This is a genomic window from Acinetobacter sp. Brlt_5 (genome assembly GCF_051949055.1).
GTDB lineage: Bacteria > Pseudomonadota > Gammaproteobacteria > Pseudomonadales > Moraxellaceae > Acinetobacter > Acinetobacter indicus.
In genome coordinates this window covers 37,870-57,538 of sequence record NZ_JAYJLP010000004.1, presented here as the reverse complement: position 1 = coordinate 57,538, position 19,669 = coordinate 37,870, and the positions used below count along the sequence as shown (strand labels likewise).

General features: G+C 46.8%; 15 protein-coding genes. 7 read left to right on the top strand and 8 right to left on the bottom strand.

The genetic code is table 11. The annotated features are described in order from the left end of the window. Positions 1 to 69: 69 nt before the first annotated feature. Positions 70 to 537: a hypothetical protein gene (locus VF685_RS04295; protein WP_163141482.1), complete on the top strand. Its 468-nt coding sequence runs from the start codon at positions 70 to 72 to the stop codon at positions 535 to 537. Here the strand turns inward: VF685_RS04295 and VF685_RS04290 are convergent, their stop codons facing one another. Further along, positions 538 to 1,458, bottom strand: coding sequence for an alpha/beta hydrolase family protein (locus VF685_RS04290; RefSeq protein WP_286384853.1), 921 nt, complete (start codon positions 1,456 to 1,458; stop codon positions 538 to 540). 141 nt (positions 1,459 to 1,599) lie between these two features. On the opposite strand from VF685_RS04290, the gene VF685_RS04285 reads away from it, so the two are divergent. Then, positions 1,600 to 1,896, top strand: a complete 297-nt coding sequence (locus VF685_RS04285; RefSeq protein WP_127799479.1) for a hypothetical protein — start codon at positions 1,600 to 1,602, stop codon at positions 1,894 to 1,896. A 106-nt stretch (positions 1,897 to 2,002) separates the two neighbouring features. Continuing rightward, positions 2,003 to 2,500, top strand: a complete 498-nt coding sequence (locus VF685_RS04280) for a DUF2505 family protein (RefSeq protein ID WP_016659309.1) — start codon at positions 2,003 to 2,005, stop codon at positions 2,498 to 2,500. Between the two features lie 60 nt (positions 2,501 to 2,560). On the opposite strand, the gene VF685_RS04275 is transcribed toward VF685_RS04280, so the two are convergent. Both VF685_RS04275 and VF685_RS04270 read right to left on the bottom strand, forming a co-directional pair. Then, on the bottom strand, positions 2,561 to 3,847 hold the full coding sequence (locus VF685_RS04275) for an MFS transporter (RefSeq protein WP_104471176.1): 1,287 nt from the start codon (positions 3,845 to 3,847) through the stop codon (positions 2,561 to 2,563). A gap of 127 nt (positions 3,848 to 3,974) precedes the next feature. Continuing rightward, on the bottom strand, positions 3,975 to 5,120 hold the full coding sequence (locus VF685_RS04270; protein ID WP_286384854.1) for a GGDEF domain-containing protein: 1,146 nt from the start codon (positions 5,118 to 5,120) through the stop codon (positions 3,975 to 3,977). A 223-nt stretch (positions 5,121 to 5,343) separates the two neighbouring features. Between VF685_RS04270 and VF685_RS04265 the strand changes: the two genes are divergently transcribed. After that, a complete protein-coding gene (locus VF685_RS04265; protein ID WP_127799475.1) occupies positions 5,344 to 6,618 on the top strand; it encodes a glutaminase in 1,275 nt (424 codons plus the stop codon). A gap of 211 nt (positions 6,619 to 6,829) precedes the next feature. Here VF685_RS04265 and metH read toward each other — a convergent pair whose 3' ends face one another. Further along, positions 6,830 to 10,516 (bottom strand): methionine synthase, encoded by a 3,687-nt coding sequence (gene metH / locus VF685_RS04260; RefSeq protein WP_127799473.1) that lies wholly within the window; start codon positions 10,514 to 10,516, stop codon positions 6,830 to 6,832. Between the two features lie 481 nt (positions 10,517 to 10,997). On the opposite strand from metH, the gene VF685_RS04255 reads away from it, so the two are divergent. Continuing rightward, on the top strand, positions 10,998 to 12,617 hold the full coding sequence (locus tag VF685_RS04255) for an inorganic phosphate transporter (protein ID WP_005179429.1): 1,620 nt from the start codon (positions 10,998 to 11,000) through the stop codon (positions 12,615 to 12,617). A gap of 323 nt (positions 12,618 to 12,940) precedes the next feature. On the opposite strand, the gene VF685_RS04250 is transcribed toward VF685_RS04255, so the two are convergent. The 3 genes from VF685_RS04250 to VF685_RS04240 form a co-directional block, all read right to left on the bottom strand. Continuing rightward, a complete protein-coding gene (locus tag VF685_RS04250) occupies positions 12,941 to 14,479 on the bottom strand; it encodes a hypothetical protein (RefSeq protein ID WP_104487316.1) in 1,539 nt (512 codons plus the stop codon). Between the two features lie 174 nt (positions 14,480 to 14,653). Then, the gene (locus VF685_RS04245) at positions 14,654 to 14,812 is read right to left on the bottom strand and encodes a hypothetical protein (RefSeq protein WP_005179424.1); all 159 of its coding nucleotides are present in this window, start codon (positions 14,810 to 14,812) and stop codon (positions 14,654 to 14,656) included. Between the two features lie 122 nt (positions 14,813 to 14,934). Continuing rightward, entirely contained in the window at positions 14,935 to 15,552 is a 618-nt protein-coding gene (locus VF685_RS04240; RefSeq protein WP_005179422.1) for a rhomboid family intramembrane serine protease, read from the bottom strand. 159 nt (positions 15,553 to 15,711) lie between these two features. On the opposite strand from VF685_RS04240, the gene nfuA reads away from it, so the two are divergent. Next, complete coding sequence (nfuA, locus tag VF685_RS04235; protein WP_005179419.1) at positions 15,712 to 16,350, top strand: Fe-S biogenesis protein NfuA; 639 nt, start codon at positions 15,712 to 15,714, stop codon at positions 16,348 to 16,350. A 171-nt stretch (positions 16,351 to 16,521) separates the two neighbouring features. Next, positions 16,522 to 18,582 carry a TonB-dependent receptor domain-containing protein gene (locus tag VF685_RS04230; protein ID WP_163145572.1) on the top strand — a complete coding sequence of 687 codons (2,061 nt, stop codon included), beginning with the start codon at positions 16,522 to 16,524 and terminating at the stop codon, positions 18,580 to 18,582. A gap of 72 nt (positions 18,583 to 18,654) precedes the next feature. Here the strand turns inward: VF685_RS04230 and VF685_RS04225 are convergent, their stop codons facing one another. Beyond that, positions 18,655 to 19,662, bottom strand: coding sequence for a hypothetical protein (locus tag VF685_RS04225; RefSeq protein WP_104513534.1), 1,008 nt, complete (start codon positions 19,660 to 19,662; stop codon positions 18,655 to 18,657). Between the last annotated feature and the right edge of the window lie 7 nt (positions 19,663 to 19,669).

Sequence of the window (19,669 nt, the reverse complement as noted above, 5' to 3'; positions counted from 1 at the left end):
GCGCTGAGATAAGAGAAACGAGACCAAACGCTGGGAAATGAGAACCGAACCATTGAGGTAAGCGGGCTTATGGCAAAAATACTGGCAATCCTCCTGATTTTTCTGGCCTTTTATGCGCTGTGGAAAGTCATGATCAAAATCAGAATTAATCGTACCTTTCAGAAACATCAGGCCGCCTATTGCAATATGGTACAAGGCCCGATTAGCCAGAAATGCCCGCGACCGGTCGAAGAGGTGATTGAGGAAGTCGCTGCCTATGAACAGCAGCTGTTTGATGATGTAGCGGGCATCTTTATGCAGGACGCACCAGCTGTACAGCATAAAGATGATGGCCCAATGCTGCAGGAACAGGTGTTGCGTAAAATGCCGGCCAAAACCCAGACCCGGATTGCAGATACCGATCTGGGCGAATGGACCATTTACTGGACCTTCTATGAGCAGTCGCTGGAATACTACGTGAGCCAGTACGGTATTTTTATCACCCATGTGGATCGGGAGGGCCGTGAAACCCAGCAGCGCCTGTCTTTACCGTCCTGATTACGGTGAAATGCTCGCTTCGGTGTTTGCATCGGATGGCAGATATAGGTCAAACGTGGCCGCCACCTGATCCCAGATTTGTTCTGCGCCTTGGCGGAAATAGCCCATATGTCCAATCTGGCTTAAGCCAAACTGCTGCGGACTCAGGTTGATCATTTTCACTGAGGCATTGCAATAATGCTGCATAAAGGCATACCGGGAATTGGGTAAGGCCCAGTCATCATCCAGTGAAGAAGCGGCATAAATTGGGGTTTTGACCTGTGCATAACATTCAAACAGCGCCTGTTGTGCCGGATCACCAAAAAAGTAGGTCGGATTTTTACACCATTTACGCCATTCCTGATACACGCCCAGCGGCAGGTCCGCGCCCATATTCAGCTTGCTCCATGGCAAATAACCGGCCAGGGCCACCATTGGCGGGAAAATCAGGTTCCAGACAAATTGCACTTTAATTTTTTCTTTCAGTGGCATATAGCCATGCCAGCCGGCGCCGGTACCAAAACAGTACAGTGCCGTGACCTGCGCATGATTCGGTGCCAATCCGAGCGCTTGTCCGCCATAGGAATGACCGACCATAAATAGCGGCATCTGCTCACGTTTAAAATAGGCAATCGCACCGGCCAGATCCAGTTTGCCCCAATCCAGATAAGACATCTGAAAGCCTTTCAGCCGTTTCGGTGCCGATTTGGTCACACCCCGATAATCAAAACACAGTACCTGATACTGATATTGGCTCATGTACTCGGCAAAGCGGCGATAAAAGGCTTGCGGCACACCGGTTGCACAGGCCACCAGCAGCTGCGCCTTAACCTGCGGCGGGGTATAACAGGTGCCGGTCAGCAGATAACCATCGCTGGCCGGGAAAGTAACGCTGCGGATCTCAGGCGGCGATGTGTGGATAGCAGAGGTGGTGGTGTTCATCCTGAACTCGTATATTTTTAGACTGGCTCTAGTTTGAATGTTGCGGAGGGGCAGTGTCAAAACTGGCGCGTTCATCGGCCAGAAGGTTTAAAATAAACAGCGATAGAAATAAACAGCAATAAAAGCAGGATGAGATAAGCCATGCTGATTGATTTTCGCCAGCAGCAACAGGCCAGGTTTGAACAGGTGGCACAGCGTCTGCAACAGGCCGCTGCCGAGGGCCTGCATTTTGATTCAGTTGCTGATTTTTATCAGTCGGGCTGGCTTGAGCAGTTTCCGGCCGGCATTCGCTGGTCGGTGACCGGACTGGATGATGGCGCTGAACAGTTTTATGCCTGGATTGATTATCTGGACTGTTTTGTCCGGATTGATGCCGGTGAGATGCTGCGGATTGAATATGGCCGACACCAGAACAATCCGACCACATTCAGCCAATGACAGCGCGTGTAGAATTCTTTTAAATAAACAGGCGATGAACCGGCTGCAACAGCAGGTTCCCCACCAAGAACAAGACCGAAGAAAAAGACAAAATCAGGGATCAACTATGGCGCATCAATTTACTGTCAATGCCACCATTCAGGGTGTTTCATTGAGCGAATTCAAACAGCTGGCTGCAAATACTGCATTACATGAAAATGTGTGCAAACGTATTCCGGGAGAAAATCTGGAGATTCTGGAATCACAGATCCAAGGTGATATTTACACCTTGCGCCGTGCCTATAACCTAGATGTGAATATTCCAGACATCGCCAAAAAACTGCTAAAAGATGCTTTTCGTTTAAAGCGCACCGATGTCACCAATCTGAGTGCATTGACCTCGACCATTGATTTAGGTGCGAACTTACCCTTAGAGGCCCGCTGCGCACGTTCGGTGACGGGCAATGATCAGCAGGTTCAGATCCAGCTGAACTGGACAGTAAAAGTGAAAGTGCCATTAATTGGCGGGATGCTGGAAAAACATGCAGAAGGTGAAATTCGCCGCTTTAGCGAAGTAGAGATTAATATTGTTGAAGATGAACTCAAGAAGAATTTAAAAAGCTAAAATCTGAACATCTTTGGATAAAAGCCCGGATGAAGCCGGGCTTTTTTGTTTTGAGGTGGATTAAACCGAAGGGCGGGCACGCTCAAAGCGTTGCTGATAAAACCAGGCGGTCATAAACGCCACCAGACAGACCACCCAGATATAATATAGCGCGCCAATATTGCTATACAGGCTTAGCCACTGCACCAGCGGTAAGGTAATGCCACCGGCAATGGCATAGGCCACGTTATAAGAAAATGAAATACCGGAAAAACGGATTTGTGCCGGGAACATTTTCACCATGCTATATGACACCATGCCAACTGTCCCTGATGCCAGACCCAAGAGCATATACAGCATAAAGATTGTTGATGCTTCAACATGACCCAGGCTGTTATAGAACAGCGAGGCAATTGCAGCGACCAGCAGGGAACCAAATAAAATAACGCGACCAGCACCAAAACGGTCGGCCAGTAGCCCGGCCACAATACAGCCAATCATCTGCATGACAATGGCGGCACTTTGCATTTTAAAGGCATCGGCGCGGTCAAAACCAAATGCACCGACCAGCAGGTTTGGCATGGCCAAAATTAGCACCACCACACAGGCGGTCAGGAACCAGGTAAAGAACATGCCCATCACCACACCGCTACGATGCTGCGCCAGCACCTGTTTCACCGGTAATTCCTTGGCCAGTTCCTTGCGTGCCTGCATGGCTTTAAATACCGGGGTTTCATGTAAATAACTGCGTAAATACAGCGCTACCAGACCAAAAATCCCACCAACAATAAACGGAATACGCCATGCCCAGTCCTGAATTTCGGCTGCAGTAAATTGCAGTGAAATAAACAGCGACATTAACGCACCGAGTAAAATCCCCAAGGATAAGCCGGCGGTCAGCAGACCATTGGCAAAACCAATTCTTTTTTCTGGCACATGCTCGGAAACAAAGGTCCAGGCCGCAGGAATTTCACCACCAATGGCAATACCTTGTACCACGCGCATTAGCAGTAACAATAATGGCGCGGCATAACCAATGCTTTCAAAGGTCGGCATGATGCCAATAAATAGCGTGGGTAGAGCCATCAATAAAATCGACAGGCTAAACAGGCGTTTACGGCCAATTAAATCGCCAAAATGCGCCATCACTACACCGCCGAGTGGACGGAAGAAATAACCGGCTGCAAAAATCCCGTAGGTATTCAGCATAGCCCAAAATGGACTGAGGGTGCTTGGAAAAAACAGATCGGAAATAATTTTGGCGTAAAAGACATAAATGACAAAGTCATAAAATTCGAGTGCCCCGCCGAGTGAGGACAGGCCAAGTGTGCGTTTGTCTTCGCGGCTTAAACGGGGAGTAGCATCCATGCGTATCTTCTGACTGGACTAAAAACAGGAACCGTAATTTTAAAGAAGAGCTATAGCTATGAATAATCAAACTTTATTTGGGAAAAATAAACTAATAGTTATAAAAGTCTGCGTGTTTCGATGATTATTATTGTTGCCAGTACAGCTGGTTGCGGCCCAGATTTTTGGCCTGATACAGCAGTAAATCGGCCTGCTGCGCAGCCTGAGAAAACTCATCAAAGTGCTGGAAAAAGTTGATGCCGAAACTGCCGGTCATTGAAATGACCTGACCACTCTGAATCAGTGGCGTGGTTTCAATGCTGCTGCGAATCTGTTCTGCCACCTGAATTGCGATATCCGGCGGGGCATCTTGCAGTAAAATCAGAAATTCTTCACCGCCCATCCGGCAGATTTCATCGTATTTGCGTACCGCTTTGCTGATAATTTCGGTGACATGCTGTAGCGCGACATCGCCAACCTTATGGCCATATTGATCATTAATCTGCTTAAAAAAGTCCAGATCACACAGAATAATCGCATTCTGCTTGGAACGGCTGTGCTGTTTTAAGCGTTTCAGGCGTTCCTCCAGCGCCCGGCGATTCAGCAAGCCGGTTAATGGATCAAGATTCCGTTCTTTTTGCAGCTGCTGGAAAATATCCTGATAGGCACTATGAAACAGCAGCCCGGCCATCAGCAGGCTCAGGCAGAGAATAATCAGCTGGGTGCCGGCAGCGACCAAGTTGTTACTTAAAATCTGGTTGGTCGGCTGTAATACCACAAACAGATACAGGGTGCGCAGCGCAATCACCGCACTTAACAGCAACAGTGACAGGCGTAACAGGCGATCCAGTTTCTGCTTGAGCTTGACCTGATATAAAGCCTTTAAATTATGCGAAAAAATCAGGGTAATGGTGATGGTCAGCACCAGCATCCGCTGTGCATATTGCTCATCAAACACCGAAAAATACACATAAATTGACTCGGCAATGGCAATTAGCACCAGCAGAAATGCCCAGCGCGTGGTGACATTCAGCCGTAAATGAATGGCATGGGTGAACATCGCACAGCTGATAAACAGCAGCGTGGACGGAATAAAGCTAAAGGTCGGCAACATTTGGGCGGAGACCACGGTAATGATCAGTACGGCCAGACCCGTACACAAGGTCGATGCGGCATACCACAGAAAATAGGTGGGAATCGGTTGGAACAGCCGCAGCAGCAGAATGACGCTGCCAAAGGCCATCATAAACAGCGGGATTAGCGCACTGTAGAGGGAGAAATTTTCGGCTAACATGAACAAATTGCAGGTAAGTCAAAAAATCGCGCCATCATAGCAGCTTCTCCCAGACAGTGATCTAAAAAAGTGCACAATCTTGAACGCATAATTGAATCAAGAAGATTTAGAAAAGCGATGCGTGTAGCGATGCTGTAACTGCCGGGCCAAAACGTGCCGGCTTGCGGTATAAAATAAAGTTGCCATCTACAACAATGATAATGCCCAAAGAAGGACCCACCCTATGCAAACGCCTGTTCCAGATTATTTAAAGCATGTTTTGTCACAATGTCAGCGCAATGTGGGCGGGCAGCTGGCCGATTATATTCCGGAACTGGCACAGGCTGATCCTAACAAGCTGGCGCTGGCCCTGTCCACCGCAGATGGCATGATCTATTCCAGCGGTGATGATGGTCATGAATTTACCATCCAGTCCATGTCCAAACCCTTTGCCTATGCACTGGTGCTGGAGCAGTTGGGCATTGAAGAAGTTTTGCAAAAAGTAGGCGTTGAACCCTCCGGAGAAGCCTTTAACCAGATTTCCCTAGATAAAGAACTGAATATTCCGAAAAACCCGATGATCAACTCGGGGGCGATTACCACCCATTCATTAATTCAAACTACGGCTGGCATTTCACGGGCCGAGCAGCTGCGCCGTTTTTTAAGTGAACTGGCCGGACGGGAATTAAGTTTTGATGAGCAGGTCTATACCTCCGAAATGAAGACTGCATTCCGGAATCTGTCGATTGGCTATATGCTGCGTACTGTCGGTGCACTGGACACTGACCCGGTCGAAATTGTAAATGGATATATCCAGCAGTGCGCAATTAAGGTCACGGTTAAGGATTTGGCGCACATCGCCCGTGTCTTGGCCAATGGTGGCCTGCATCCGAAAACGGGTGAGTGTTTGCTGGATCGGGCAGTGGTGCGGCAGGTGTTAAGCGTGATGCTCAGTTGTGGTATGTATGATGCTGCCGGAGACTGGCTCACCACGGTGGGGATTCCGGCCAAAAGTGGCGTGTCTGGCGGGATTATTGGCGTACTGCCGGGGCAGGTCGGTATTGCGGTATTTTCACCGCGTGTAGATGAACATGGCAACAGTGTCCGCGGGATTGATATTTTCGAGCGCTTATCTGCCGATATGGGCCTGCATCTGATGGAAGGGACGCCTTCCGCACAAACCATTATTCAAAGCTGTTATTGGGCTGGCAAAAATGATGATGTTCGCGTCTATGAACTGCGCGGAGTGTTGCAGTTTACCGAGTCAGAAATGTTGCTGCGCAATTTACAGGAAGAGCCACCGGGTGATACGACGATTGTACTCGATCTGACCAACCTCACCTTAATTCATGATGTGGGTGCACGGATGCTGTTTGAAGGAGTAGAGCGTTTGCAGCAAGATGGACATCGTGTGGTGGTGGTTGATTCGGAAGGACTGTTAAGTCAAATGCAAATTCAGAAGCATGCAGCGGTGCTGGTTCAGGAAGAGCTAGAGCGTTATTTGCAACAGTATGAATGAGGAAAGGGCCTCTCCTTCAACTTTTCTGGCGCTTTGTTTTAAATACCTCTCCCTGACCCTCTCCTGAGAGGCAGAGGGGGAACTTTACGCGAATTTGATGGTGGTTTTGGATTCGTAATTCATTTAATCACATGACAAAGTCCCCCTTTGAAAAAGGGGGATTTAGGGGGATTTTTAGTTCCCCCTTTAATAAAGAGGACTAGAGAGATTCTTAAGAAATCGAATCATCCAAATTCGGCGCTAACCAACGTTTCGCCTCATCCAAGGTCCAACCTTTACGCTTCGCATAATCTTCAAGCTGATCGCCAGAGATTTTACCCACGTTAAAGTATTCAGTTTCAGGGTTGGCGTAGTAAAAACCACTGACTGATGATGGCGGCCACATCGCAAAACTGCTGGTCAGTTGCGTACCAATCTTGTCAGTTGAACCTAACCAGTCAAATAGTGGTGCTTTTTCAGAATGTTCAGGACAAGCAGGGTAGCCCGGCGCCGGACGAATCCCGACATATTTCTCTTTAATCAGCTCTTCATTCGACAGTTGTTCATTGGCCTGATAGCCCCAGAACTCTTTACGGATACGTTCATGTAAATGCTCGGCAAAAGCTTCAGCAAAACGGTCACCCAAGGCTTGAACCATAATTGCGTTATAGTCATCGCCTTTGGCTTTGTATTCTTGCGAAAGTTCTTCCGCACCAAAGATTGAAACCGTAAAGCCACCCAAGTAATCCTGAGCCACATCTTTTGGTGCAATAAAGTCAGCCAAAGAGTAGTTCGCTTTACCGGTTACTTTGTCAGACTGCTGACGAAGGTGCTCGAAGCTGTGTGTTACATTGCCATTTTCATCAGTCACCGCAACGGTATCCGCTGCGACACGGTTTGCAGGATAAATGCTAAACGTCGCACGAGCATCGAAACGTTTATTCTCAATAATATCTTTGAGCATTGCTTGTGCTTGTTCATACAAGTCACGCGCGGCTTCACCCACCACTTCATCTTCCAGGATTCTCGGGAATTTACCCGCTAGGCTCCATGAAATAAAGAACGGTGTCCAGTCAAAGTATTCCACCAAGGTTTCTAAAGGATAGTTAGTGAATGTTTTAGAACCAATGAAGTTTGGTTTTACTGGTGCATTCTTGTCGAAGTCGATTTTGAAACCATTTTCAACTGATTCAGCATAAGACAGTTTTGCTGCTTTTGGCTGCTTGTTGGCAAGACGGGTACGGATTTTTTCATAATCTGCTGCATAGTCCGCCATCAATTGTGGTTTCATTTCAACAGAAAGTAATTGTGTGGTCACACCTACAGCACGAGATGCATCGGCAGTATAGAACACACCATCATTTTGATATTGCGGAGCAATCTTCACCGCAGTATGTGCTTTCGATGTGGTCGCACCACCAATCATCAGTGGAATGTTAAAGCCTTTACGTTGCATTTCTTTGGCAACAAAGACCATTTCATCTAAGCTAGGTGTGATCAAACCAGATAGACCGATGATGTCGACTTTCTCGTCAATCGCTGTTTGTAAAATCTTCTCACATGGCACCATTACGCCAAGGTCAACAATGTCATAACCGTTACAGCCAAGTACCACACCCACGATGTTTTTACCGATGTCATGGACATCGCCTTTTACTGTTGCAAGCAAGATTTTACCTTTGGCTTCGCCTTGGGTTTTTTCCGCCTCAATAAACGGGTTTAACCAGGCCACAGCTTGCTTCATCACACGTGCAGATTTCACCACCTGTGGCAGGAACATCTTACCAGCACCAAACAGGTCACCGACCACATTCATACCGGCCATCAATGGACCTTCGATCACGTCGAGTGGGCGAACGGCTTTTAGGCGAGCTTCTTCAGTATCTTGATCGATATAAGTGGTGATACCTTTAACCAACGCATATTCAAGACGCTTTTCAACGCTTTCATTACGCCATTCCAGGTTTTCTTCAGCTTTTTGTGCACCACCTTGACCACGGTATTTTTCAGCTATTTCCAGCAATTTTTCAGTTGCTTCATTACCGCTTTCACCCTGATTACGGTTCAGGATCACATCTTCAACCGCATCTTTCAGGTCTTTGTCGATGTCATCATAAATCGCCAGCTGACCGGCATTTACGATACCCATAGTCAGACCTTGCTGGATACCATAGTATAGGAACACCGCATGGATCGCTTCACGTACTGGCTCATTACCACGGAATGAGAAAGATACGTTCGAGATACCGCCAGAGATCATCGCATTTGGCAGGTTCTGTTTAATCCAGCCAGTTGCTTCGATGAAATCGACAGCATAGTTGTTGTGTTCTTCGATACCGGTTGCTACCGCGAACACATTCGGGTCAAAGATGATGTCTTCAGACGGGAAGCCAACTTCATTTACCAATACGTCATAAGAACGTTTACAGATTTCTTTTTTACGTTCCGCAGTATCGGCCTGACCATTTTCATCAAATGCCATCACAATCACGGCTGCACCGTATTGACGGCAGAGGCGGGCACGTTCTACAAATTCGTCATAACCTTCTTTCAGGGAAATCGAGTTAACAACGGCTTTACCTTGAACACATTTCAGACCAGCTTCAATGATTTCCCATTTAGATGAGTCAATCATGATTGGCACACGTGAAATATCTGGTTCAGATGTCACCAGATTCAGGAAGTGCACCATCGCACCTTCTGAGTCGAGCATGCCTTCATCCATGTTGATGTCGATGATCTGTGCACCGGCTTCAACCTGTTGACGTGCAACATCGAGAGCTTCTGCAAAGTTTTCTTCTTTGATCAGACGCAGGAATTTTTTTGAACCGGTCACGTTAGTACGTTCACCAACGTTCACGAACAATGAATCTTTGGTAATGTTAAATGGTTCTAAACCACTTAAACGACATGCAGGCTCAATTTCTGGAATCTGACGCGGCGCAATACCTTCAACTGCTTGAGCAATCGCACGGATATGATCAGGTGTCGTACCACAACAACCACCAGTAATATTGATCAGACCACTTTCCGCAAATTCTTTAATGAATGCTGCGGTCTCTTCCGGAGTTTCATCATAACCACCGAAGGCATTTGGTAAGCCTGCGTTAGGATGCGCAGAAACGAAGGTGTCGGCAACGTCAGACACGGTTTTTACGTGTGGGCGCATGGCATCTGCACCTAGGGCACAGTTAAAACCAATCGAAATTGGTTCTGCATGACGCATTGAGTTCCAGAACGCTTCAGCAGTTTGACCAGTCAAGGTACGACCAGACGCATCGGTAATCGTACCAGAAATCATAATTGGCAATTCAGTGCCTAGTTCTTTAAATACTTCCTTCACTGCAAAGATCGCAGCTTTGGCGTTTAAAGTATCGAATACGGTTTCGATCAGGATGATATCGACACCGCCTTCAATCAAGGCCTTGGTTGATTCGATGTAATTCACTTTCAATTCGTCAAAAGTGATATTACGGAAGGCAGGGTCATTTACATTTGGTGAAATCGACGTAGTACGTGATGTCGGACCAATTACACCTGCCACAAAACGTGGTTTTTCAGGCGTTGAGTATTTTGCACAAGCTTCTTTAGCCAGGCGTGCTGCTTCACGGTTGATCTCAGGAACCAGATCTTCCATGTGATAATCAGACATTGAAACACGGGTACCGTTAAAGGTATTGGTTTCAATAATATCGGCACCAGCTTCAAGATATGCTTCGTGAATGCCTTGAATAATCTGTGGCTGAGTCAGCACAAGTAAGTCGTTATTGCCTTTCAGATCATATGCCCAGTCAGCAAAACGCTCACCCCGATAATCAGCTTCTTCCAATTTATGGCGTTGGATCATGGTACCCATCGCACCATCGATAATTAAAATTCTTTTGGCAAGAAGTTCTTTCAGGGTGGCAAGTGTGGACATAAAAAACCCTTGTTTTGATGAATCAGAAATGCGCAATATTTTAGCAGAGTTCGACTGCTTTTTTCCGCAATTGATGGGATGGAACGGAACTTTGTGGCATCTTTGCTGAAAAAGTATACGTTTTCATGGGTTTATTTTGAAAATATACACATCATTATAAATAAATCATTGTAAGGATTCATAAAATTGTCATATAGCTATGGCAGCATGAGATGGTCTAAAAATGGGCCGGGTTTTGCTATGCTTGTAATATTTCAGGGTCATCAAAGATGACAGCAGTGACAGAAAACCGGATGAAGATGAGATGGTGGTTTATAAGATTTTGATTTATTTTAAATAGTTTGATTTTTTGTCTATAAAATTATCAGGAAATTGTGGCAAATAAAGTAGAAAAATTACTTTATTTGACCTGCTTTTGTCATATAATTGTCACAATTTAACTGAACAATAAGGGGATTTTGTATCCTCTTTTCCTGCTTGCATGAATTCTAATCAAACTCCCGTAGATTCAGCACACCAGTCGGCTCCGAAAAAGTCGACCAATGTTCATGTGCCAACACCGAAATTCTTTATGCCGGTGTTTCTAACGCTTATTATTTCAACGCTTATTTATATTGGCTTTCAATTATCGGCAGATTTATCGCATGTTCCGGCGCTTAGCCTGTATTCGGTGATTCTGCTGGCCACCGCTTTATTTATTGCGCTGGGCTTTGAATTTGTTAACGGTTTCCATGACACCGCCAACGCGGTGGCTACGGTCATTTATACCAATGCCTTGTCTGCACCGGTTGCGGTAATGTGGGCCGGTTTCTGTAACTTCCTTGGGGTGATGGTCGCCAGTGGTGCCGTGGCCTACGGTATTATTGCCTTGCTACCGGTCGAGCTGATCATGAATGTTGGCTCAGGCGCAGGTTTTGCCATGGTTTTTGCCATGCTGATTGCGGCCATTCTCTGGAATTTAGGCACCTGGTTCCTCGGTATTCCGGCTTCAAGTTCGCATACCTTAATTGGTTCCATTCTGGGTGTGGGAATTATGAACTACATCCTCAATGCGGGCGCTGGTGCATCCGGCGTGGATATGGAACAGGTGATGAAAGTCGGTAAGGCTTTACTGTTCTCGCCATTAATTGGTTTTGCCTTTGCTGCCGTACTGTTCCTGCTGGTGAAAAAGATTTTCAAACGTCAGCTGGAACTGTTCCAGCCGCCTGAAGGCAATAAACCGCCACCACCATTAATCCGTGCCATCCTGATCTTTACCTGTACTGGGGTGAGCTTTGCCCACGGTTCTAATGACGGTCAGAAAGGCATGGGCTTAATCATGCTGATCCTGATTGGGATTGTGCCATTGGCTTATTCCTTGAATAAGGAACTGGACAACCAGCATATTCAGTCTTTCCAGCAATTGTCGACGCAAACCGCGTCTGCAATTTATGCCAACCATACCGATATTCCGGATGCGCAGGCCCGTGAAGTAATCACCAAGTACATCCAGACCAAGGAAATCACCCCAGAAGTGGTACCGGCTTTGGCCAGTTTGACTGATCATTTAGGTGAGCGTGTGGGTCAATACGGCGATTTGAAAAATATTCCGGAAGCAGAAGTGGCAGCATTGCGTAATGATATGTACCTCAGCACCACGTCATTCAAGCGTCTGGATAAAGCGGAAGCTTTACCTGCCATGAGCAAGGAACAGGAAAAAGTGGTCGATGATTACCGTGACCATCTCGATTCCTTCCTGCAATATATTCCAACCTGGGTTAAAGTTGCGGTGGCACTGGCACTGGGCTTAGGAACCATGGTCGGCTGGAAGCGTATTGTGGTCACCGTGGGTGAACGGATTGGTAAACAGCACATGACTTATGGTCAGGGTATGTCAGCCGAGCTGGTGGCGATGTCGACCATTGCTGCAGCAGATGGCTTTGGTATGCCGGTATCGACCACGCATGTCTTGAACAGTGCGGTGGCCGGGACCATGGTGGCGAATAAATCTGGCCTGAATTTCCAGATGGTTAAAACCATTCTGTCGGCGTGGATTTTCACCTTGCCTGCAACCATCTGTTTATCGGGTGGCCTGTTCTGGTTATTCCTGAAAGTATTCTAAGCCGGTTCATCCGCAATAAAAAACGCTGCCTGGGCAGCGTTTTTTTATATCTGTAGATGAAACAGATGATCCAAATGCTAAGTCGTGACGTCCTTTATTTTTTAGATAGACAGCAAATCTACAATGCATTCTCTCAAGGGGTGAGGGCTGGGGGTAAGGAAATAGCCTAAGCAATATCAAAGCTTCTCTTTCTTTAATGAACCTATCCACTCTTTTATCTTTCAGGTAGACAGCAGGTCTCTAAAAAAATCTCCCTCTCCGTTTTGGATACGTAGCACCGCTACACAAGAGAGAGGGAACGATCGAAGAGAGATTAAAATCTCTTATTTCTTTAACTTGGCCAGTAAGCCTTTAGGCAGCTTCTCGGTAGCAAAACCATATAAGGCTGCAAAAGGCAGGGCAGTACGAGCCAAATATGCGACACGCCATAAACCGCCATGGTTGGCCCCTTCCATCATCAACTCTAAAGGATGGTTCAGGGTTACTTCCGGATTGGCCCCCGACTGTGGATTACGCAGGTCATGAATCCAGAGCGCGGCCATAATCGCATTGGTGGTTTCTGGCGCAAAAGCTTCTACATCAAACAGGCTGGCACCATTAAATGCCGCTTTTAATAACGGATTTTTAGTCACCGAATAGGTCGTGGTTGATGGTGCAATATTAATGCTGACGCGTTGTCCCTGATGACGGGCGAGGGTGGCGCGCCATTGCTGAATACGTTTGGCCAGCGCATAGTTCGGTCCTTGTTCCACCACCAGACAGTCGGCAATCCCGTAATCCTGTCCATTGTCTGAATGCACCAGATCATGCAGGTTTTTCTGGAAGAAATGCTGCGCTGTGACCGTTGAAACCCCACGGGTCAGCAGTTGCTGGGCTTTCGAGCGCTGCTGATACTTGTCTTTTGAGGCCTGAATCACATCGGCAGGCACTGCATAGACATCGGTTGGGGTGCACATAAACATCAGGCTGGTATCGGCTTTTTGCGTGCTGACGGCCTGCATAATTGCATCCATCGCCATGGCCACACGCACGTGTTTTTCACCATCTAAATAGGCAATTGCAGCCAAATCCAGCTGCTGTTCAAACTGGGTTAGCCACTGGGCAATTTCAGGAGTTTGAGTCAGTAAATTGGCGCCAAGCTGCTCTTTTAATAGCTCAGTCGTGCTGTTTTCATCTACCGCTTCAGTCGCTGGTGCATACAGGGTGGCATTACCCTGTTGCACGGTTTCTAGAATTTTGTTCCAGACCCGGGCATTGGGTAAATCGACCGCGACAATATTGGCTTTCCATTTCGATAGCCAGGTCAGGGGGCCAGCTTCAGAAGCAGCACCAAACAGCACCATGGTACGGTCTGATAAATCGAACCATTCTGGATGAGCGACTGCTGCACGTAAAGCTTGAGCATGACTGTGTTCAATAATCCCGCCATCTTCCCAGCGCTGGATTTGCTCAAGCAGTGTCTGACCTTGCAGTTTCTGTCCCTGATACGGCACATACCATTCCGGCGCCGCCGTGCTTTGGCCCTGGATTTTAACTGTGTGCAAAGGCTGGGCATCGAGGCTCATCACATCTTTCAGCAGATGTTTTTGACCATGTCGATAAAACTCGAAACTGCCATGTGCTTTATTCAGGCCCTGTTCAGCAATTTGAATCGGGTTCTGGCAGGTCTGAATGCCGTATTCGACCAGCGCCTTAAAATATTTGGGATACTGTTTGCGCCAGTTTTTTTCAGACAGGGTTTGCTGGGACAGTTGCGGTGCAACACCGGCCAGTGCCTCGGCAATAATCGCACGTCCTGTGCGTGAAGTACTTGGTTTCTGGTTTTCGAAATGTGGAAATTGTAGGCCGTCTAATGTGGACATGCAAAAACTCGCAGCTTGAAAGCAAATTAATATACAGATGTATACATTATCTATGCCAAATTGCGAGATGGGGTGGCATTAACTACCAAAATTGTATGAATTATCCAATGAAATTGCAGTTTATGAGGGCGCAGTAAAAAGCCTCCGTTCTGGAGGCTAAATGGGCAAATGGGCTTAGCAGCGGCCTTTTTTGGCCTGACCTGGTGGGCAGAAATCTCCTGGATGGCCATAAATACGTGAGTCAGGATCAATCACCAAACGGCCTTCTGGGGTATGGACGGCACAGGCACTCAAGCTCAGTAAACAGCCGGCAATCAGAAATAACTTTTTCATCTCTCATCTTCCATCTTCGTTATTATTCGAGTAATTTTAGACGCCAACCGCTGCGGCATACTGTGTTAATTTGTAGTTATGCGTTGTCAAAATATACCGCAGGCGCTTCAGATTGCTCAAATTTAGAACGGAAGCTGGCTAAGTTTATTCAGGAAATGTGGAATTAAACGCGGCTCAATCATGATGGTGATAATCACCCCATAGGCTGCTCCCCACAAATGCGCGCTGTGGTTAATATTGGAATTGCCACGTTTACCCGACCAGATGCTATAGGCCACATACAGCACCGCAAAAATAATAGCCGGAACCGGAATAAAGAACACGAAAATCAGTTTCCATGGTTCAAACAGGATATAGGCAAACAGTACTGCAGACACCGCACCGGAAGCACCCAGGCTGGCCCAGCGATGATCATTTTTGTGTTTCAGATAACTCGGTAAAATTGCGGCAATCAGACCGCCTAAATAAAACAGTACAAAGCCCAGATCATACAGATACTGACGGTAAAAGCTTTCAATAATACTGCCGAAGAAAAACAGGGTAATCATGTTAAACAGCAAGTGGGTACCATCGGCATGGACAAAACCGTGGGTAATGAAGCGGTCATATTGACCACGTTCCAACGCCGGTGGCCAGAAAATCAGCCGGTTCATGACTTTTTCTTTGGAAAAAGCAATAAAGGAGATAATCGCTGTAATCACAATCAGCGTAACAGTATGATTAAACGGTAAATCTAACATAAACAGATGTTCTTCTTTTCGGGTTTCCTGATCATAATGCCATTAAAAAACAAATGAAACAGAACTTTCATAGGATAATTCCGACAATTTTAGTTGAATTTTTTTAATTCCCCCGCATCTTCAGTTAAAATGGCAACTTCAGCATGAGGAAATATTGTTATGTCGACTGAGAACCACAGCACTGCAGTTGCAGAAGAGATTCCAAACTTATTGATCACCCCAAATGCTCAAGAGTATTTAAAAGATTTATTGGCAAAGCAAAATACACCGGGGATTGGTGTGCGTGTTTTTGTTGAGAATCCTGGAACGCCGCGTGCTGAGTGTTGTATGGCTTATAGTGCGCCAGAAGAAGTCGTACCAACAGATTATAAGCAGGATTATCCGGATTTTCCGGCCTATATCGACACCCCGTCTATTCCATATTTACTGGATGCGGTTATTGATTACAACAAAGACCGTTTTGGTGGTCAGCTGACCTTCCGTGCGCCTAACTCGAAAGTGCCACGCGTGGGTCCGGATGCCTCAATCGAAGAGCGTATTACTTACGTGTTACAGTCTGAAATTAACCCGGGCCTTGCCGGTCACGGCGGTAACTGTGCCTTGGTGGAAGTGGTTGAAGATCCGGAACACGGTTTAACCGCGATCCTGAAATTCGGTGGCGGTTGTCAGGGCTGTTCAGCGATTGATGTCACGCTGAAACAGGGTGTAGAAACCACATTAAAACAGCATGTGCCTGAATTAATGCGTGTGGTAGACCAGACTGACCACAGCCAGGCCGAAGGTGCTTATTTTAAATAATAAATAAGTTTCACTTCAGCAAATGAGCCTCCCATCGTGGAGGCTTTTTACTGTCTTAAATAAATATATTAATGATAATAATTATCGGTATTAATTGAATTATCAGTAAAGATTGTTACAATGCGCAACGAAATACACAGAATTTCTCCTTAATTAAATTGGGATAACCTGATGAATAAAACTCTGAACCAGTCAGCATTATCTTTTGCGGTCCTTGCCGTGATGAGCAGCCTTGCTCAAGCAAATCCAGACAATAGCACTGCAGATGCGACCCAGTTAAATACCATTGTGGTAACCGCTACCGGCTATGAACAGGACCTGTCCAAGGCGCCGGCGTCCATTACCGTGATTGATCGGGAAGAGCTGGAAAAGCGTGAATATAATGATATTACAGATGTACTTAGACATACTCCCGGCGTGGTGGTGTCCGGTTCTGGCTCGGCACAAACCATCAGCATTCGCGGTATGAGCTCGAATTACACCTTGTTTCTGGTCGATGGCAAACGTCAATACGGCCGTGATGTCAATCCAAATGGCGATGATGCCGGTTTTGAGAAAAATATTTTGCCGCCGGTCTCCGCGATTGAGCGAATTGAAATTATTCGTGGGCCGGCCTCAACACTGTATGGAACAGATGCGATGGGCGGGGTGGTGAATATTATTACCAAGAAAGTCAGTGACCGCTGGTCGGGCAGTGTCGAACTGGGCAGTGTCATTCAGGATCAGGGCAATGCCGGTGATATTCAAAATGGCTCGGTCTATCTGGCGGGTCCATTACTAGAGAACAAGCTTGGTTTACAGCTGTCGCTGAATAAGCAAAAACGTGAAGAAGATGCCTATGTTGGCGGTTTTCGCGGGACTGAACGGGAAAGCCTGAATAGCCGCTTGAGTTATATACTCAATGACAATCATGATCTGCAACTGGAAGCCAATTTTGTCCAGCAGGAATCGGAAACCACGGTGGGTAAAACGGTTGCACCGGCCAACAATGCCGCCGATTCCAGTTCACGTAATTATCGTCATGTTTATGCCTTAACCCATCATGGCCGTTATAGCGATCAGCTTGATAGTACCACCTATCTGCAGTATGAAAATTCTAAAAACCCCGATCGTGGTAATACCCAGTTGGGCACCAAAGGCATTGAACTGGATACCTGGACCTTTAATAACCAGTGGAACTGGTTGCTGGGCAATCATACACTGTCTTTTGGTGCGCATTATAAAGATGAGAAACTCACCGATAAGGCCACCAACCGTAATCCGAATGCGCCGGAGTTTAGTGAATTAACCCGCTGGTCGGCCGCGGCTTTTCTGGAAGATACCTGGCATTTGAGTGACCGTTTCGATTTAACCGCCGGGCTGCGCTATGACCATGACGAAAACTACAGTGGTCATGTTTCGCCGCGCTTATATGGCGTGTATAGCCTGAATGACCAATGGACCGTGAAAGGTGGGGTGTCAACCGGTTATAAACAGCCGGATATTCGTGCTGCCACGGAAGGCTTTTATAGTGTCACCGGCGGTGGTGGTTCACCGTTAGCCACCGGACGCGGCATTATTCGCGCCAATCCGGACCTAGACCCGGAATCGAGTCTGTCTTCAGAGCTGGGCGTGAACTGGCAAAATGACAGGGTCAAGGCGTCCTTAACCGCTTATGTCACTCAGTATAAAGACCGGATTACCGAAGTGCGTGCCTGCGAAACCGATACCGATGGCAGCTCGACCAACCGGGATAACTGGCAGGAGTGGAAATGTTTTGAAGGCGATACACCGTTTTATTTCATCAGTGAACGGATTAATGTCGATGAAGCCGAGTTAAAAGGTGTGGAAGCGACTCTGGAAGCCAGCCTGAGTGATTACACCACGCTCATGGCCAACTATACCTTTACCGATTCCGAATTTAAGACAGGTGAGTTCAAAGGCCAGCCTGTAAACCAGATGCCGGAGCATATGCTGAATATTACGGTCGATCATGAAATTAATGATGCCTTGAATATCTGGTCACGCCTGCATTATCGTTCAGAAACATCTGCCTATTTAAGCCGGACTTCTGTTGCCCAGCCAAATCCGGGTTATGAGTTTTTAGATGTGGGTCTGAACTATAAATTTACCCCAAATATCAGTGGTAAATTTGGCGTGTATAACCTGCTGGATGAAAAAGCTGAAGACCGTGATGGTGATCAGCTTCTAGATGGCCGCCGTTATGGCATTAACCTGATGGCCAAGTTCTAATCATCAACTGCTAAACATCTACGTTTCAATGATCAAGCAAGAAAAAGCCGCAATTGCGGCTTTTTTTGAGGCTTAGGTACGGGTGTCCAGAATTTTCTGTGCCGGCTCGGAATAATAAAACTTTTCTAGATAGAGCCGCGCACGTTCCCGTAAATACTGCTGCGACAGCATCTGCTGAATCACGGGGTTTAACAGCTGCTGTAATTCTTGCTGAATCAGGGCTTCATCAATATTCAGATCACGCAATAACAGGTCAAAAGTGCGCTCCTGATTACGTACATACCAGGCGTGTACCCCATCATGTAGCTGCTGTTTTAAATAATCGCTCTGGCGCATAAAGTCCCAGATTTCATGGCCCAGCGCTACAGTCTGTGGCAGGTCCTGTACTTCAATATAATTTTTTAGGACCGACAAAGGCAGGTCTTTAATCTTGTGCCAGATATTGGCCTGCAGATGATAGAGCTTGTCATCATCAAAATGCTGGTTCAGGACCGACTCACTCATCTGGCTAAGCTTTAAGATATTCTTTTGCAAATAGGCGCTGACTGCACTGTCTAAACTGGAATCGGTCACTGTTTCCAGTACCGATTTGCCCATTTTCATAAAACGCGACACGCCAGGCACACTTTTGGCAATCAGTGAATTGTCCAGATAATCCTGAATCGAGTGCTGGATTAACTGGCTAATCATCGCAGAAAAGGCCGGATTGCTGACCACGGTTTTAATCAGACGCTGACGATGACCACTTTTGCTGGCCACATACTGGGCAATTTTATCAATGGTCAGTACCGGAATGACATCGGCAATTTTGGCGCTGTCATTCACCGGATGCACCAGGGCAAAGCGGATGTGTTCTGCAATCTGTTCAATCAGAAAGGCACTGGCCGGTGTGTCCAGAATCTGTTTTTGCAGCAGGTCATTCAGCTGTTCGCAGCTCCAGAGATCTTTCAGATGCTGCTTGCGGAACCAGTGATAAAAATGCAGAAATTCCTGCTGTACGGTTTCAGGCTGAGAAAACTCATGTGCTAAAAAGTCAAGATGAGCTTCAATCAACTGCTCAAGCATCGGGTTTTGCTGCATACAATCT

What these genes read in the sequence shown, in the direction of transcription:
- VF685_RS04295 (WP_163141482.1), top strand. Translation starts at nt 70, where the DNA reads ATGGCAAAAATACTGGCAATCCTCCTGATTTTTCTGGCCTTTTATGCG.
- VF685_RS04290 (WP_286384853.1), bottom strand. Translation starts at nt 1,458, where the DNA reads ATGAACACCACCACCTCTGCTATCCACACATCGCCGCCTGAGATCCGC.
- VF685_RS04285 (WP_127799479.1), top strand. Translation starts at nt 1,600, where the DNA reads ATGCTGATTGATTTTCGCCAGCAGCAACAGGCCAGGTTTGAACAGGTG.
- VF685_RS04280 (WP_016659309.1), top strand. Translation starts at nt 2,003, where the DNA reads ATGGCGCATCAATTTACTGTCAATGCCACCATTCAGGGTGTTTCATTG.
- VF685_RS04275 (WP_104471176.1), bottom strand. Translation starts at nt 3,847, where the DNA reads ATGGATGCTACTCCCCGTTTAAGCCGCGAAGACAAACGCACACTTGGC.
- VF685_RS04270 (WP_286384854.1), bottom strand. Translation starts at nt 5,120, where the DNA reads ATGTTAGCCGAAAATTTCTCCCTCTACAGTGCGCTAATCCCGCTGTTT.
- VF685_RS04265 (WP_127799475.1), top strand. Translation starts at nt 5,344, where the DNA reads ATGCAAACGCCTGTTCCAGATTATTTAAAGCATGTTTTGTCACAATGT.
- metH (WP_127799473.1), bottom strand. Translation starts at nt 10,516, where the DNA reads ATGTCCACACTTGCCACCCTGAAAGAACTTCTTGCCAAAAGAATTTTA.
- VF685_RS04255 (WP_005179429.1), top strand. Translation starts at nt 10,998, where the DNA reads ATGAATTCTAATCAAACTCCCGTAGATTCAGCACACCAGTCGGCTCCG.
- VF685_RS04250 (WP_104487316.1), bottom strand. Translation starts at nt 14,479, where the DNA reads ATGTCCACATTAGACGGCCTACAATTTCCACATTTCGAAAACCAGAAA.
- VF685_RS04245 (WP_005179424.1), bottom strand. Translation starts at nt 14,812, where the DNA reads ATGAAAAAGTTATTTCTGATTGCCGGCTGTTTACTGAGCTTGAGTGCC.
- VF685_RS04240 (WP_005179422.1), bottom strand. Translation starts at nt 15,552, where the DNA reads ATGTTAGATTTACCGTTTAATCATACTGTTACGCTGATTGTGATTACA.
- nfuA (WP_005179419.1), top strand. Translation starts at nt 15,712, where the DNA reads ATGTCGACTGAGAACCACAGCACTGCAGTTGCAGAAGAGATTCCAAAC.
- VF685_RS04230 (WP_163145572.1), top strand. Translation starts at nt 16,522, where the DNA reads ATGAATAAAACTCTGAACCAGTCAGCATTATCTTTTGCGGTCCTTGCC.
- VF685_RS04225 (WP_104513534.1), bottom strand. Translation starts at nt 19,662, where the DNA reads ATGCAGCAAAACCCGATGCTTGAGCAGTTGATTGAAGCTCATCTTGAC.